Below are 16,264 nucleotides of genomic sequence, written 5' to 3'. Positions count from 1 at the left end.
GCTGGTGACGTCTCTGGACGGGATTACCCGCTTGGCGCGGGGAAATACAGAGGCACGGGGCGCTTTCCTCCGTCGGCACGGCGTTTCACGGACCGGCCTTCCCCAAGCGACTTACATCGGGTTCCGTCAAGGATTCCGCAAGGGATTCAGCTTCCCTCCACAGGGTGAACCTGACCGCTACCCGACACTCCGGCGTCGGTCTTGGCGATCCCAAAGAACCGGCGGCGTCTCGAACTACCGCAAGCGAGACCGCTGCCCCTCAGATGCACAGGCAAACCGCCCGCCGTCTGCGCCCCCGCAGACCGCAGGTCTGCCCGGCCCAACCGGATCTCCGAGCCCGCAAGGGCGAGGTGGCCGGGCGGGAGCTTTGCCCGTCGGCCCGATCCTTCCGTCCTTTGCTTCGCTGCCGCGCTCGGGTAACGCTTGGCGAACAGCCCTTTCCGGAGAACCGCGTGGAACGCTCGGCCCTTTTCCTCTTTGCCCCGAAGTTCGCAGCCTTCGGTGTCGACACCGCCCGCGCATGGGCCGACCGGGCGCGGGCCGCGGGCAGCGGGACGGTCCGAATCCACGGGCTGTGTACCGGCAGCGAGAAGATCCGCAAGGAGGTGTCAGACGGTCTCGGCCCGCTCGCCGGAGAGATTGTCTCCAGCACGGCCGAAGAATCCGGCTGGCTTGCCGGTGAGCCCGACCCGACCGTCCTGAAGGCGTTGGAGGCCCGCTACCCCGCAGGCACCTTCAGCCGCACGATCGTCGCCGACCGTCGTGTCGGCCGTGGCCTTGTCCGCAACGGGGCCACGCGTCCTGACGCCATTGGCGACACCGTTCTCGCGGCGCCGACCACTGCGCCGCGCGCCTATGTCGCCGGTCTTTATGCGTATCTTGAGGCAATGTTCGACCGCACCGCGCCCGACGTCGTCTTCTGCTACGCGGTGGCTGGGGCACCGGCCTATGCGCTCTGGGCGATTGCCACCGCGCGCGGCATCCCTTTCCGCAAGCTCACCCCCACCCGGGTGGGCGCCCGCTATGTTGTCGACGACAATATCCAGGATGCGCTCGGACCGGTCATCGAACGCTTCGCCGATGGTGCATACGAGCCGTCCAACGAGGATCTCGACGCCGCTCGCGCACATCTGAAATCCTTCCGCGACAAGCCCGAAATGCCCGAATACCAGAAACGTAATGACGCGCTTCAGACCGGGCGAAAGCCGGTATCGTTCACGCTCGGCCGGCTGCGCAAGTCCGCGCAGTTCGGCTTGCGCTCCATCGGGTCCACCGATCCCGAGACCGGCATCCGTGCCCGGCGCAAGTTCTGGGAGCTGAAGATGTTCTGGGCGGAGCGTCTGCTTGACCGTTCCATGTTTTCATCCATGGAGGACGTCACGACACCGTTCGTCTTCTACCCGCTCCACGTGTCCCCGGAAGCTTCGACCATGGTGCTCACCCCGCACCTGATCGACCAGATCGCGGTGATCGAAGCGCTGTCCAAGTCCCTGCCCGCGCATATGTCGCTGGTGGTGAAGGAGCATTTGCCGATGCTCGGCAAACGGCCCGCGGGCTACTACGAGACCATCGCGAAGCTGCCTGGCACCTTCCTCGTCGGTCCGGAATACTCCGGGTTGCAGATGGTCCAGAAAGCCGATCTGACCGCCGTCATCACCGGCACCGCTGCCTGGGAGAGCTTCATGCTCGGCAAACCGCCACTCGTCATCGGCACGGCGGCCTTCCTCGCGATCGGCGAGGGCGCGGTGCAAGCCGAGCATCTGGGTGCCCTGCCCGAAGCGATCCGCGCGGCCCTGTCCATGCCCCCCGCCCGCGAAGAGAAGCTGGAACGCTATCTTGCCGCGCTCATGGACGAAAGCTTCGACATGCCCGCCGCGCTGATGTGGGACGACTACGCGGCCTTTGATGCAGAAGTTCGCAAAGCCACCTGCGCGGAAATCGCGAACCGCCTCCCCCTCGGTCCGGCCGCATGAGCGCGCGACGGATCCTGGTGCCCTTCGTTGGCGACACCGTCGGCGGCAGCCATATCTCTGCGCTGCACCTCGTGCGCGGCCTTCCACGCGACCGCTACGATCCTGTCATCGGCCTCCATCAGCCGACCGGGTTGCTGGCCGACTACCTCGCCGAGAACGCCATGCCGTGGATCCCGCTGCCGGACGTGGCCCTGCCCAGCATGGCCTCGCTCCGCCGACAGATCCCGGTCTTTGCCCGTGCCACCGGCCCGCTGCGCAAAGTACTGCGGGACGAGCGGATCGACATCGTGCACACGCAGGACATCCGCATGCACCAGCTTTGGGGCCTGCCCGCGCGGCTCGGTGGTGCGGCGCATCTCTGGCATCAGCGGACACCGACGCGCAACAAGCGGTTGGGCACCTATGCCCGCACGGCGACCCGCGCGGTGGCGGTCTCCGACTACTGCCGCTCGCAGCTTGCGCCGCGCCTGCGCGACAAGGCGGAGGTCGTCACCAATCCGTTCACCCTGCCCGAGCTTCCCGACCGCGCAGTGGCCCGCGAAAAGCTGCTGGCGGAGATCGGACGGCCCGATGCACAAGCCGTCATCGGTTTCGTCTCTCACTTCACGGAGCGGAAGCGCCCGTTGCTCTTCGTGGAGCTTGCGGGCGCGCTGCGGGATCGCGGGTACACCAATTGCGTTTTCCCGATGTTCGGCGAGGCCCGCCCGCCGATGGGCCCCGAGGTGCTGGCGGCCATCGAGGCGCGGGGGCTCACCGGGACAGTCTTCCCCATGGGGTTGAAGTTCCCCATCGAACCCTGGCTCGCCGGGTGCGACCTGTTCATCGCGCCTTCGGTCAATGAGGCCTTCGGGCGCGCGCTGGTCGAGGCAATGTTCTGCGCCACCCCCTGCATCGCCGCCGACCATGGCGGCAACCCCGAGATCTATCGCAATGACGAAACCGGTGTGCTGGTGCCACCGGACGACCTCGACGCGTTTACCGACGCCGCGGCGGGGCTGCTCGACCATCCCGACAGGGCCCGCAGATTGGCAGAGGCCGCGCGGGCCGAAGCGGTCGAGCGGTTTTCAGTCGAGGCCCATGTGGCCGCCATGGAAAGGGTATACGCGAAGTGCTGATCCCCGGCGCAGCGTCTTCCCCGGTCCGCTCCGTTGAATCGCCCGCCGATTTCCTCTAGCCCCTTGCCACGGGCACCCGAAGGAGACGCCATGAAAAGCTGCATCGCGACCGGCGACTACTTTCGCAACGGCGAAACCTTCATCAATCGCCATATCCAGCACCTGTTCGGCGGCGAGACCTGCATCGTCGCGGGCCGCTACCATGGCGAGAACCCGCTGGGACGCCCGGTGTTCGAGCGTCGCAAGGGCTCCGGCGCGACCGACAAGTTGACCGCCCCGTACTGGCTGCTGCGCAATACGCTGGTGCACGGCACGTCCCGCCTGCCCTACGGCAATGCCAAGCGGGAGCTGGCCGATTTCTGGCGCGAAAACGGGGTCGAGGTCGTGCTCGCCGAGTTTGGCACCCAGGCTCTGGCTGTCGCCCCGCTCGGCAACGAGCTGGGTATCCCGGTCTTCACCTATTTCCGCGGCACCGACGCGTCCAAGCACCTCCAGCGGGAGCATATTCAGAAGGCCTATCGCAAGCTGATGCCGAAGCTCGCGGGCGTCTTCTCCGTCTCGCAATTCCTGCTCGATAACCTCGCGTCCAAGGGCGTCAGTCATCCCAACTCCCACGTCATCCCCTCGGGCGTGAACGTGCGCCTGTTCCAACCGGGGCAGAAATCCCCGCAAAGCTTCCTCGCTGTCGGCCGCTTCGTGGAGAAGAAGGCGCCACTCATCACCCTGCGGAGCTTCGCCCGGGCAACCGAAACCCACCCCGACGCCACGCTGGAAATGATCGGCGATGGCCCGCAACTCGAAGACTGCATGGCACTCGCCGGAAGCCTCGGCCTCGGCGAGCGCGTCACCTTCCCCGGGTCTATGCCGCATGACTACGTGCGCGAAAAACTCGCCAGCATCGAGGTTTTCCTCCAGCACTCCATAACCGCTGCCGACGGCAATACGGAGGGCCTGCCAACTGCCATCCAGGAGGCGCTGGCCTGCGGTTGCATCACCATCTCCACCCGTCACGCCGGCATCCCGGAAGCGGTCGACCACGGCATCAACGGCTTCCTGGTGGACGAATGGGACGAGGACGGCTTCACCGCGCAGATCGCGCGGGTTCTGGAGGAGGGCCGGCAGGAGGAAATGGCAGCCGCCGCCCGCGCCACGGCCGAGGCACGGTTCGACAACGGCAAACTGCTGACGAAACTGGAGCAGACAATCCTGAAAAGCCTCGGAAAAACCTGAGCGATCCTTGCGCGAAGCCCATTGCTCTGCCACGCTGACCGAAGGTCAGTATGGAGGGGGTCATGGTCAGGACCGCACCGGCGCTCACGCTCGGGGTCGAGGAGGAGTACCTCCTTGTGGATGCCGAGACCTATGAACTCGCCAACGCGCCCGAAGCGTTGATCGAGGAGTGTCAGGGCGCGATGCAGGGCCAGGTCTCCCCGGAGTTCCTGCAATGCCAGATCGAGATCGGCACCAAGGTCTGCCAGGACATTTCCGGCGCGAGAGAGGAGTTGAAGCGGCTGCGTTCGACGGTCGCACGGTGTGCAAAACGCCACGGCATGGCGCCGATCGCAGCCTCCTGCCACCCATTCGCGGACTGGAAGCTTCAGCATCACACCGACAAGAGCCGCTACAACGAACTGGAGCAGGCGCTCGCGGGCGTGGCACGGCGGCTGCTGATCTGCGGAATGCATGTGCATGTGGGGATCGAAAGCCCCTCCCAACGCATCGACCTGATGAACCAGCTGAGCTACTTTCTGCCTCACCTGCTGGCAATCTCCGCCTCTTCGCCCTTCTGGATGGGTCAGGATACGGGGCTCGCAAGCTACCGGCTCACCGTCTTCGACAACCTGCCCCGGACCGGGCTGCCTCCGCAGCTCAACTCGTGGGCCGAGTTCGAACGAATGACAGGCGTGCTGGTCGATCTGGATATCATCGAGGACAGTTCGAAGGTCTGGTGGGACCTGCGCCCGTCGTCTCGCTTTCCGACGCTGGAGACGCGGATCTGCGATGTCCCGACCCTGCTTGAGGACACATTGACGATCGCGGCACTGGCGCAGTGTTTCACGCGAATGCTCTGGCGCCTCGCAGCCCGAAACCAACGCTGGCGTCTCTACGACAACATGCTGATCGGAGAGAACCGCTGGCGCGCCCAACGCTATGGGCTGAACGAGGGCATGATCGACTTTGGCCAGCGCGAAATTGTGCCCTTCTCCGTGCTCGCGGAAGAGATTCAGGAGATTCTCGGCGAGGATGCAGAGGCCCTCGGTTGCCGGAAGGAGGTCGAGGCCGTCATCGACCTTGTCGCGCGCGGCACCAGCTCCGACAGCCAGCGCCGGGTCCACAAGGCCAGCATCGCAAACGGAAAGTCGGAGGATGAAGCCACGCGCGACGTGGTGCGCCACCTGATCGACGCGTTTCACGACGGGCTTTGAACCGTGCGGTGCGCGATCCGCCACTGAAGGATTGCCCCGGCTTTGCCGCCGGTTGGACAAACGCCCCGCAAAAAGGAGTTGCTTCCCGTGGCGCCGACGCAGCCTGACCTCGACGGATTGGCGACCCCAAAAAACTGCCAGGGCCAACACCGACAGCCTTTGCGCGGTCAAGCCACGTTCAGGGTTTTGCCTACCGTTTCCGCTCGCGCCTCGAACCCGCAATTGTCGCGCCACCGATGCACTTCGGCGTCAACCGTTGCCTAAGGGGCTCGCTGCACGGCATGGGGCCTGCAACCCACTGGCGGCCAGCCCGCCCCTCGCCTAGCTTTTCCCAAGGCCCAACGTTCCCCGAGAGCAGACAGATGGCGCAACGTCTCCGTGAAACCGACCTCTATGCCCCTGTGAAGGCGTTGCTGGAATCGCAGGGCTACGAGGTAAAAGGCGAGGTCGGTCCCGCTGACGTTGTCGCCGTCCGCGCTGAAGAGGACGCGCCGGTGATCGTGGAGCTCAAGACCGGCTTCTCCCTGAGCCTTTTTCATCAGGCCATCGCGCGACAGGCGATTACCGATGCCGTCTATGTCGCCGTACCACACGGGCGCGGCCGTCCCTTCCTGCGGTCACTGAAGGCGAACACGTCCCTCTGCCGCAGGCTGGGCCTCGGGCTCATCACCGTCCGCCTTGCCGATGGCCATACACAGATCCATATCGACCCGGCCCCCTATCGGCCACGCCAGTCGATGCCCCGCAAAGGCCGCCTGCTGCGCGAATTCGCCCGGCGCGAAGGCGACCCCAATACCGGTGGCGCCACGCGGCAGGGCCTCGTGACCGCGTACCGACAGGACGCGCTTCGACTGGTTGGGCACCTCGCCGAACATGGCCCCAGCAAGGGCGCAGAGGTTGCGCGCGCCACGGGGGTGGCACGGGCCACACGCATGATGGCGGACGACCACTACGGTTGGTTCGAACGCGTCGCGACCGGGATCTATCGGCTCACACCGAACGGAGCCGCAGCGGCATGCCGTCCCGGCGACGGTCCGGGCGCCACGACGACCGAATAGTCCGCGCCCGATCCCGACGCACCTGCGAGGGGGCCGCGACGACTTCGGCGCGGCTCCGCGCATCGTGTCACATCCCCGTGTGTCCCCTGCCCTGACGGCTTTACCGTACCATCCGGATCTGGCATTTTCCCGTCAACAAATGTGAACCAGAGCAGTCACCCATGACCCGAAAGATCTCCCGCCGTGGCCTTGTCGCCGGCATCGGCGCCCTTCCGTTGCTTGCCACTCCCGCGCTCCTGCGTGCGCAGGAAAACCGGGTTCCGGACCCGAACGTGCGCCGCAATGTCTCCAGCTTCCGCATCCGCAACTGGCAGGACCATTTCGACACCCTCGGCAAGGGCGCCATCGTCTGCGACGTCGACAGCCGCGCTCTGCATTTCTGGGATGCCAGCGGCCAATATGCCCTGTATCCAACTTCGGTGCCGCGCACCGAGGAATTGACCCGCCGCGGATATACCGAGGTCGTGCGCAAGAAGGTCGGCCCGACCTGGACGCCCACCGCCTCCATGCGCGAGAACGATCCCTCACTGCCGGAGTTCATGCCTCCGGGGCCCGGCAACCCGCTCGGGACCCATGCAATGTACCTCAGCTGGCCAGCCTACCTGATCCACGGCACCCATGACACGCGCAAGATCGGGCGCCCGTCCTCCTCTGGCTGCTTCGGCCTCTACAACGAGATGGTGGCAGAACTCTACCCGCGCGTGGACATCGGCACGCAGGTCCGTGTGATCTGACCGCCGCGACAGGCTTGCACAGGTTTCGGTGATCCGGTATCGAGGGCGTCTTTTTCGAAACGCTCCCGATCCGAGGACCACAGCGATGAGTCACCCCGTGCTCGCCGTCGATTTCGGCACGTCCAATTCCGCCGCCGCAGTGCTGGACGGATCCACCGTGTGGCGCATCCCCGTGGAAGCAGGCGCCGACACGCTGCCCACCGCCGTTTTCTTCCCGGCTGACAGCGGCCAGATGCGGATCGGCTCTGCCGCCGGCGCGGCGCTCGTCGCGGGCGAGGAAGGCCGCTACATGCGGGCATTGAAGTCGATCCTCGGCACATCGCTGTTTCACGAGCTTCGGCTGATCGAAGGTCGCCGCCGCAAGCTGGCCGACATCGTCACCGCCTTTCTCGTTCAGGTTCGCGAACGGGCAGAGGCCGAAACCGGCGTTCCCCTGACCCGCGTGCTGTCCGGCCGGCCGGTGCGGTTTCACTCCACCGACGATGCTCGCGACGCCCAGGCCGAAACCGACCTGCGCGGCTGTTACGCGGCGGCCGGTTTCGAGGAGGTCGATTTCCTCTACGAGCCGGAGGCCGCGGCCCGCGCAAGCCTCGGGCTGGGCGAAGCCGGAGAGACCGGATTGATTGTCGATATCGGCGGCGGCACCTCCGATTTCTCGGTCTTCCGCCAGTCGACCGGCGGCATCGAGATCCTCGCCAGCCACGGCATCCGCCTCGGAGGCACAGATTTCGACACCGAGGTCTCCATGGCCCATGCAATGCCGCTACTTGGCCATGGCGGTCAGTTGCGGCGCACCTTCGGCAACGGCCTGCTGCCGGTGCCAATCGCCATTTACCGTGAACTCGCCACATGGGCGAAGATCGCTTTCCTCTATGCCCGGGACACGGAACGCCATGTGGACGATCTGCTCGCCCATGCCGTAGAGCCCGAGAAACTGAAGCGCCTGCACGATGTGGTGCACGAGCAGCTCGGCCATGACCTCGCCTTTGCCGTGGAAGCTGGCAAGATTGCTGCCAACTCGGCCGCCGGTCGCGACGAGATCGGGCTGGGCTTCATCGAGCGCGGTCTTTCGGCCCCGATCACGCCGGGCAGTCTCAACGCCGCACTTGCGGATTTCGCCGCCCCGCTGCGAGGGGCCGTCTGGGAAACGCTCAGGCGCGCCGGAACCCCGCCGGCGGACATCGGCTCGGTGATCCTCGTCGGTGGTTCCAGCCTGATGACACTTGTCTCCGACCTTGCGGCCGGGATCTGCCCGTCCGCCACCCTGCGCCACTCCGAAGCCTTCACCGCCGTGGTGGACGGGCTCGCCCTCGCCACAGGGGAAAGTTGACCACCGGGGCATTCCCGCCAGACCGTCTTGCAAGAATCCCCCTTGCATCAACGCCTCTCCCCGTGGAAATTGAACGTGCATTCAATTCCAACGGCTTTTTTGGGAGGAGGCCCATGGATTTCGCGCTCACCGAGGAACAGGTGGCCATCTACGACATGGCCCATGCCTTTGGCGAAGAACACATCGCGCCGTTCGCTGCCCAGTGGGAAGCCGACGGCACGATCCCGAAGGCGCTTTGGCCAAAGCTGGCGGAGCTGGGGTTCGGCGGCCTTTATGTCTCCGAGGACTCCGGCGGATCCGGCCTGTCGCGCCTCGACGCGACGCTTGTCTTCGAGGCCCTCAGCGCCTCCTGCGCCTCCGTCGCCGCCTTCCTGTCGATCCACAACATGTGCGCCAAGATGCTCGATGGCTTTGGCTCGGAAGAGCTGAAAGCCCGCTACCTTCCCGGCGCGCTCACGATGGACACGGTCTTTTCGTATTGCCTGACGGAACCCGGATCCGGCTCCGACGCGGCCGCGCTCAAGACACGAGCGGAGCGCACAAATGACGGCTACGCACTGAACGGGACCAAGGCGTTCATCTCCGGCGGAGGCTATTCCGATGCCTACATCGTCATGGCGCGCACCGGCGCAGACGGCCCCAAGGGCATCTCTGCGCTGGTGATCGACGATGGCACCGAGGGGCTGACCTACGGCGGGCTGGAACAGAAGATGGGGTGGAAAAGCCAACCGACACGACAGGTTCAGATGGACGACGCGCGGGTTCCGGCTGGCAACCTGCTGGGAGAGGAAGGGCGCGGCTTCTCCTACGCCATGGCCGGGCTCGATGGCGGCCGACTGAACATCTCCGCCTGTTCGCTGGGCGCCGCGCAGGCCGCACTCGATGCGACATTGACCTACATGGGCGAGCGCAAGGCTTTTGGTCAGTCGATCGACCAGTTCCAGGCCCTCCAATTCCGACTTGCCGATATGGAAATCGAGCTTCAGGCCGCCCGAACCTTCCTTCGCCAGGCTGCGTGGAAGCTCGACACTGGCCAGCCCGACGCCACCAAGTTCTGCGCCATGGCAAAGAAGTTCGTCACAGAGGCCGGCAGCCGCGTGGCCGACCAGTGCCTGCAGCTGCATGGCGGCTACGGATATCTCTCCGACTACGGTATCGAAAAGATCGTGCGCGACCTGCGCGTGCACCAGATCCTGGAAGGGACAAACGAGATCATGCGGGTAATCACCGCCCGCCACATGCTGAGCAACCGCTGAAACATGAGTGACATCCACATCCGCAAGGCCGGTCGCACGGGCCGGATCACGCTGACCCGTCCCAAGGCGCTCAACGCCCTGACCTATGACATGACGCTGGAGATCGACGCCGCCCTGAAGGACTGGGCGCGCGACGACACGATCGCCATGCTGGTCATCGACGCGGAGGGGGAAAAGGCCTTCTGCGCGGGCGGCGATATCGCGGAGATGTATGCCACGGGCACCGCGGGCGACTACGAATACGGGCGCAGGTTCTGGGCCGACGAATACAACATGAACGCCCGGCTCTTCGAGTTCCCGAAGCCGGTTGCGTCCTTCCTGCAAGGGTTCACCATGGGCGGCGGCGTCGGTGTTGGCTGCCACGGATCCCATCGCGTGGTGTGCGAGAACAGCCAGATCGCCATGCCGGAATGCGGCATCGGCCTCATCCCCGATGTCGGTGGTTCGCTTCTGCTGGCACATGCGCCGGGGCGGCTGGGCGAGTACCTTGGCACGACGGCCACGCGCATGGGGCCCGCAGATGCCATCCTCGCAGGTTTCGCGGATTACTTCGTGCCCGCCGCTGCCTGGCCGGAACTGATCGCCCGGCTGGAGGAAACCGGCGACTGGACCCTGATCGATGCCGCAGCCGCGCCGCCGCCCGAAGGGAGGCTCTCTGCACTGCAACCGGAAATCGATCGGCATTTCTCGGGCGAAACGCTGGGGGACATCCTGCGCTCGCTTCGGGCGGAGGATACCGCGTTCACCGCGAGCGCACTCAAGGCGCTGGAACGAAACTCCCCGCTGGCCATGGCCTGCGCGGTGGAGATGGCGCATCGTCTTGGGGACAACACCGGCATCCGGCAGGCGTTGGGGCTGGAATATCGTTTCACATATCGGTCGATGGAGCACGCGGATTTCCTCGAGGGGATACGCGCGGCGATCATTGACAAGGACCGTGCCCCGAAGTGGCGCCATACGCTCGACACCGTGTCGCCGATGGATGTCAGCGCCATGCTGATGCCACTGGGGCCCGACGCACTGACATTCAACACCGAAAAGACAGGGGAGGAGACGCCATGAAGGTCGGTTTCATAGGACTTGGCAACATGGGCGGCCCGATGGCCGCCAACCTTGCGGCGGCAGGCCACACGGTGACGGGCTTCGACCTCGCCGCCCCATGTCCCGAAGGCGTGACGGCCGCCACAAGTGGCGCCGAGGCGGCGTCAGGCGCGGATGTCGTCATCACCATGCTGCCCAATGGCGCCATCCTGCGCGCCGTCGCCGCGGAGATCCACCCGGCGATGGCCGCCGGTGCCGTGCATCTCGATTGCTCCACCGTCGATGTCGACAGCGCCCGGGCGGTCGCCGATGCCGCGCAGACCGCAGGGTTGTCGGCCGTGGACGCGCCGGTTTCCGGCGGTGTCGGTGGCGCGGCAGGCGGCACATTGACTTTCATGGCGGGCGGGTCGGAAGAGGCCTTCGCCAAAGTCAGCCCCTTGTTCGATGTCATGGGCCAGAAGGCCGTTCATTGCGGCGATGCCGGCGCCGGCCAGGCCGCCAAGATCTGCAACAACATGATCCTCGGCATCACCATGATCGGAACCTGCGAGGCTTTCGCGCTGGCCGACAAGCTGGGTCTCGACCGTCAGAAAATGTTCGACGTGGTCTCCACCTCGTCCGGATACAGCTGGTCGATGAACGCCTATTGCCCTGCCCCCGGCGTCGGCCCGAACTCTCCCGCCGACAACGGGTATCAACCCGGTTTTGCCGCAGACCTGATGCTGAAGGATCTGCGACTGTCGCAACAGGCGGCCGAAGCGGTCGACGCCGACACGCCGATGGGCCAGGCCGCCACCGCTCTGTACGAGCGCTTCGTGGAGGCCGAGGACGGTGCGGGCAAGGACTTCTCTGCCATGCTGCCAAGGTTCGAGAAACGCGGGCGAGGCTGATACGGCAGGACCTGTCGCGCCGGGGCAGTGCCCGGATCGCGGACAGCACCCCGCGCCGCCGATGGCCTTTGTTTTGCCGTGTTCTTCGGACATGCTGGCTCAACCTTTGAACTCCCCGCACGGGACATCAGGAGTACGGCGCAGTGAAATCCCTGCTTGTGTTCGGCGTCATCCTCGCCATGAGTGTCAGTGCCGCCCACGCGATCACTGTCCAGAACGGAAGTTTCGAGCTCGGAAACGCGGGCAGCGGTTTCACGACGCGTCCCGCAGGCAGCAGCGCGCTGCCGGGTTGGACCATCGGCGGCAGTTCCATCGACCATATCGGCGGGTATTGGCAGGCCGCAGACGGCGGGCAATCGCTTGATCTGAGCGGGAGCAATGCCGGCAGCGTGTCCCAGACGCTCACGGGTTTCGTGGTCAACCGATCCTACCGGCTGAGCTTCGCCCTGGCGGGAAACCCGGACAATGGTGACCGCTACAAGGACATTCGCGCGACGATCGGTGCCTCCAGCCAGGAGTTCACCTTCGACACCGAGACGACGAGCCGATCGAACATGGGCTGGGTATACCACGACATCACGTTCACGGCTCCGACGGAGAACCTCCAGCTTTCCTTCCTCAGCCTCGACACCAACCCCTGGGGACCGGCGCTTGACGACGTCTCTGTCTCTGCCGTACCCCTCCCGCCGGGGGCGCTGCTGCTGCTCACCGGCTTTGGCTGCGCGGCCGCCCTGCGGCGCCGCAAACGGTAGGCCGACACCACCGCCCGCTCCGAACCTGCACATGATCCGAAACCCGATTTGACCGCCCGGCATTTCGCCCGAGGGGTACATTCGGTCGCCCACTGCCAACCGCAGAGGCTTGATGAGCGACGCCAATGCAGGCCAATCAAGGGCTCCGCGCTTCAGCCAGGGTCTGTGCATTGCCGGAATGGGGTCCAATCCCGCGGCGGCACCAGAACGTGAATATCATCCAACCTGTGTTGAAGGTCTGGAGGGCGCGCCCGCGTTCGCCGGTCCTGTCCTCGATACTGACAGTCGGCGCCTTCACCGCCACGACGCCGCGAAACCCTTCCATGGGGGCGGGAGCATCGCCGGGTATTGGGTTGCCGCAATGCGGCGTCGCACCGCCATGGCGAACCTCATCCCGAACCGCTCGATCCACCGGCGTTCAAAAACCCTTGGCGAACACAAGAAAGCGGCCCACCCGCCGCTATCCGACATGCACCCGACGCCTTCGCTGGGTTGCATGGGCAAGGTAGCAGTTCGACGGGGCAACGGTTGATTTCAGCACTCGCGGGCAAACCCCGATCAACCTGACATTGGAGCGCATGCCAGCCCGGAAACCATAGCCCAAACCCAAGGACCTGCTTCCGTTTGGCCGCCCCACTCGTCTGCCGACATAAATTGACCGCGCCGGGTCCATACTCGGCAAGGTCAGACAGGCCTGTGGCGCCACTTTGTCCCTGCTATTCGGCGGCCACCTTGCCGGGTTTCAGCATCGTTGCAAGGTAGTGCCCGGTGTGACTCTCAGCGATCTCTGCCACATCCTCCGGCGTACCTGTCGCCACAACCGTTCCACCGCCGTCGCCACCTTCGGGGCCGATGTCGATGATCCAGTCTGCGGTCTTGATGACATCGAGATTGTGCTCGATCACCACGACCGTATTGCCCTGCTCCACCAGTTCATGCAGCACTTCCAACAGCTTGCGCACATCTTCGAAGTGCAGACCGGTCGTCGGTTCATCGAGGATATAGAGCGTGCGGCCGGTCGAGCGCTTGGCAAGTTCCTTGCTGAGCTTCACCCGCTGCGCCTCGCCGCCAGACAGGGTTGTTGCCTGCTGACCGACCTTGATATAGCCGAGCCCGACCCGCACCAGCGCATCCATCTTCTCCCGGATCGAGGGCACGGCCTTGAAGAAGTCCTGCGCATCCTCCACCGTCATATCAAGGACATCCGCGATGCTCTTGCCCTTGAACCGGATCTCCAACGTCTCCCGGTTGTAGCGCGCGCCGCCGCAGGTCTCGCAGGTTACGTAGACGTCCGGCAGGAAGTGCATCTCGATCTTGATCACCCCGTCGCCCTGACAGGCCTCGCAGCGGCCGCCCTTCACGTTGAACGAGAAACGGCCGGGTTTGTACCCGCGCGCCTTGGCCTCCGGAAGGCCCGCAAACCAGTCGCGGATCGGAGTGAAGGCTCCGGTGTAGGTCGCCGGGTTCGAGCGCGGCGTCCGGCCAATCGGCCGCTGGTCGATGTCGATAACCTTGTCGAGATGCTCCAGCCCCTTGATCGTCTCGCAGGGCGCCGGCGTCTGCCGTGCACCGTTGAGTCGCATGGAGGCCGTCTTGAACAGCGTCTCGATCGTCAGCGTCGACTTTCCACCGCCACTGACCCCTGTCACACAGACGAATTTCCCCAATGGAAAATCGGCTGTCACGGACTTGAGGTTGTTGCCGGTGGCCTTGACCACGGTCACTTTCTTGCCGTTCCCGTCGCGCCGCTCGCCCGGCACGGAGATCTCGCGTTTGCCGCTCAGATACTCGCCCGTGACCGAATTCTCATGGGAGGCAATCTGCTCCGGCGTCCCGCACGCGACCACCGAACCGCCATGCACTCCGGCGCCCGGTCCGATATCGAAAACAAAGTCCGCCTCCCGGATCGCCTCTTCGTCATGCTCCACGACGATCACGGTGTTTCCCTGATCCCGGAGGTTCTTGAGCGTCCCGAGCAGCCGGTCGTTGTCGCGCTGGTGCAGGCCGATGGAGGGCTCGTCGAGCACGTAGAGCACTCCCGTCAGACCCGAGCCGATCTGGCTCGCCAGCCGGATGCGTTGGCTTTCGCCACCGCTGAGCGTGCCGGCGTTGCGGGAGAGCGTAAGATATTCCAGGCCCACATTGTTCAGGAAGCCCAGTCGTTCGCGGATCTCCTTCAGGATGGCCACCGCGATCTCGTTCTTTTGCTGGGTCAAGGCTTCCGGCACGGTGTCGATCCAGGCGAGCGCCTCGCGGATCGACATCTTCACGACTTCGCCTACGTGCAACCCCGCGATCTTGACCGCCAGCGCCTCGGCCCTGAGGCGGTACCCGCCGCAGGTCCCGCAGGAGCGATTGTTCTGGTAGCGTTCGAACTCTTCCCGAATCCAGTTGGAATCCGTCTCGCGATAGCGGCGCTCCATGTTGGGGATGACCCCTTCGAAGCTCCGCGTCACCTGGTAGACACGCCCGCCCTCGTCATAGCGGAACTGGATTTCTTCCTCTCCGGACCCGTAGAGGAACACCTTCTGCACCTTCTTCGACAGGTCCTTCCAACGGGATGACTTGTCGAACTCGTAGTGCTTGGCGATGGCCTCGATGGTCTGCAGGAAATAGGGTGACTTGCCCTTTCGCCATGGCGCAAGCGCACCATCGGCGATCTTCAGGGTGGCATCGGGCACCACGAGACGCTCGTCGAAGAACAACTCCACGCCAAGCCCGTCGCAATCCGGACAGGCACCGAACGGCGCGTTGAAGGAAAACAGGCGCGGCTCGATCTCCGGGATGGTGAAACCGCTGACCGGGCAGGCAAAGTTCTCGGAGAAAGTGATGCGTTCGGGCTCCCCGTCCTCCGTCCGTGGCGCGGTCTCGAGGATGGCGATACCATCGGCAAGGTCGAGCGCGGTTCGGAAGCTGTCTGCCAGCCGCGTTTCCATTCCCTCTCGCACGACCAGCCTGTCCACGACCACGTCGATGTCGTGGCGGAACTTCTTGTCCAGCGTCGGAGGCTCGTCGAGGTCGAAGAAAGCGCCATCGACTTTGACCCTCTGGAACCCCTGCTTGCGCAGTTCCAGGAACTCCTTGCGGTATTCACCCTTTCGATCCCGGACAATCGGGGCGAGCAGGTAGGCCCGCGTGTCCTCCTCCATGCCCATGACCCGGTCCACCATGTCCTGGACTTGCTGGGCCTCGATCGGGAGCCCCGTGGCGGGCGAGAAAGGCGTTCCGACACGCGCGAACAGCAGGCGGAGGTAGTCGTAGACCTCCGTCACGGTTCCGACGGTCGAACGCGGGTTTTTTGAGGTGGTTTTCTGCTCGATGGAGATGGCCGGGGACAGGCCGGAGATGTGGTCCACATCCGGCTTTTCCATCATGTCGAGGAACTGGCGGGCGTAGGCCGAGAGGCTCTCCACGTAGCGGCGCTGACCTTCCGCGTAGATCGTGTCGAAAGCCAACGACGACTTCCCTGAACCCGACAGGCCGGTGATTACCACCAACTCGTCGCGGGGGATGTCCACGTCGATGTTCTTCAGATTGTGCTCGCGCGCACCGCGCACCTCGATGAACTTCTGTTCGGGCATGACCCCTCCTGGGATGGATAGGTCAGAGATAAGGCAGCCCGGCGGATTCTCCAATCGGAAATTGAGAACAAATCATAAACGTATAAGTCTGCGCCGACACCAGAATGC

At 64.8% G+C, this 16,264-nt stretch carries 12 protein-coding genes; 11 read left to right on the top strand and 1 reads right to left on the bottom strand.

Annotated features, from left to right (window positions below; all coding sequences use genetic code 11):
- Window positions 1-452: 452 nt before the first annotated feature.
- The 11 genes from CLV78_RS15700 to CLV78_RS15650 all read left to right on the top strand — a co-directional run bounded on the left by CLV78_RS15700 (window position 453) and on the right by CLV78_RS15650 (window position 12,575).
- Entirely contained in the window at window positions 453-1,973 is a 1,521-nt protein-coding gene (locus CLV78_RS15700) for a hypothetical protein (RefSeq protein WP_106205768.1), read from the top strand.
- Window positions 1,970-3,088, top strand: a complete 1,119-nt coding sequence (locus CLV78_RS15695; protein ID WP_106205767.1) for a glycosyltransferase family 4 protein — start codon at window positions 1,970-1,972, stop codon at window positions 3,086-3,088. Before CLV78_RS15700 ends, CLV78_RS15695 begins: the two co-directional genes overlap by 4 nt.
- A gap of 90 nt (window positions 3,089-3,178) precedes the next feature.
- Entirely contained in the window at window positions 3,179-4,318 is a 1,140-nt protein-coding gene (locus CLV78_RS15690) for a glycosyltransferase (protein WP_106205766.1), read from the top strand.
- A 62-nt stretch (window positions 4,319-4,380) separates the two neighbouring features.
- Window positions 4,381-5,514 (top strand): carboxylate-amine ligase, encoded by a 1,134-nt coding sequence (locus tag CLV78_RS15685; protein ID WP_106205765.1) that lies wholly within the window; start codon window positions 4,381-4,383, stop codon window positions 5,512-5,514.
- Between the two features lie 362 nt (window positions 5,515-5,876).
- Window positions 5,877-6,572, top strand: a complete 696-nt coding sequence (locus CLV78_RS15680) for a DUF2161 domain-containing phosphodiesterase (protein ID WP_106205764.1) — start codon at window positions 5,877-5,879, stop codon at window positions 6,570-6,572.
- Window positions 6,573-6,733: 161 nt separating this feature from the next.
- The gene (locus tag CLV78_RS15675) at window positions 6,734-7,306 is read left to right on the top strand and encodes a L,D-transpeptidase (RefSeq protein ID WP_106205763.1); all 573 of its coding nucleotides are present in this window, start codon (window positions 6,734-6,736) and stop codon (window positions 7,304-7,306) included.
- Between the two features lie 85 nt (window positions 7,307-7,391).
- Window positions 7,392-8,636 (top strand): Hsp70 family protein, encoded by a 1,245-nt coding sequence (locus tag CLV78_RS15670; RefSeq protein ID WP_106205762.1) that lies wholly within the window; start codon window positions 7,392-7,394, stop codon window positions 8,634-8,636.
- Window positions 8,637-8,749: 113 nt separating this feature from the next.
- Window positions 8,750-9,892 carry an acyl-CoA dehydrogenase family protein gene (locus CLV78_RS15665; RefSeq protein ID WP_106205761.1) on the top strand — a complete coding sequence of 381 codons (1,143 nt, stop codon included), beginning with the start codon at window positions 8,750-8,752 and terminating at the stop codon, window positions 9,890-9,892.
- A gap of 3 nt (window positions 9,893-9,895) precedes the next feature.
- Entirely contained in the window at window positions 9,896-10,954 is a 1,059-nt protein-coding gene (locus tag CLV78_RS15660; RefSeq protein WP_106205760.1) for an enoyl-CoA hydratase/isomerase family protein, read from the top strand.
- Window positions 10,951-11,823: a 3-hydroxyisobutyrate dehydrogenase gene (gene mmsB, locus CLV78_RS15655; protein WP_106205759.1), complete on the top strand. Its 873-nt coding sequence runs from the start codon at window positions 10,951-10,953 to the stop codon at window positions 11,821-11,823. Before CLV78_RS15660 ends, mmsB begins: the two co-directional genes overlap by 4 nt.
- A 143-nt stretch (window positions 11,824-11,966) precedes the next feature.
- Window positions 11,967-12,575, top strand: a complete 609-nt coding sequence (locus tag CLV78_RS15650) for a choice-of-anchor C family protein (protein WP_106205758.1) — start codon at window positions 11,967-11,969, stop codon at window positions 12,573-12,575.
- 716 nt (window positions 12,576-13,291) lie between these two features.
- Here the strand turns inward: CLV78_RS15650 and uvrA are convergent.
- The gene (gene uvrA, locus CLV78_RS15640; RefSeq protein WP_106205756.1) at window positions 13,292-16,156 is read right to left on the bottom strand and encodes an excinuclease ABC subunit UvrA; all 2,865 of its coding nucleotides are present in this window, start codon (window positions 16,154-16,156) and stop codon (window positions 13,292-13,294) included.
- Window positions 16,157-16,264 lie beyond the last annotated feature (108 nt).

The sequence above is a fragment of the Aliiruegeria haliotis genome (assembly GCF_003003255.1).
GTDB classification, from domain to species: domain Bacteria; phylum Pseudomonadota; class Alphaproteobacteria; order Rhodobacterales; family Rhodobacteraceae; genus Tropicimonas; species Tropicimonas haliotis.
Note: the sequence above shows the minus strand (reverse complement) of the source record. Positions and strands in the feature narration are given on the sequence as shown.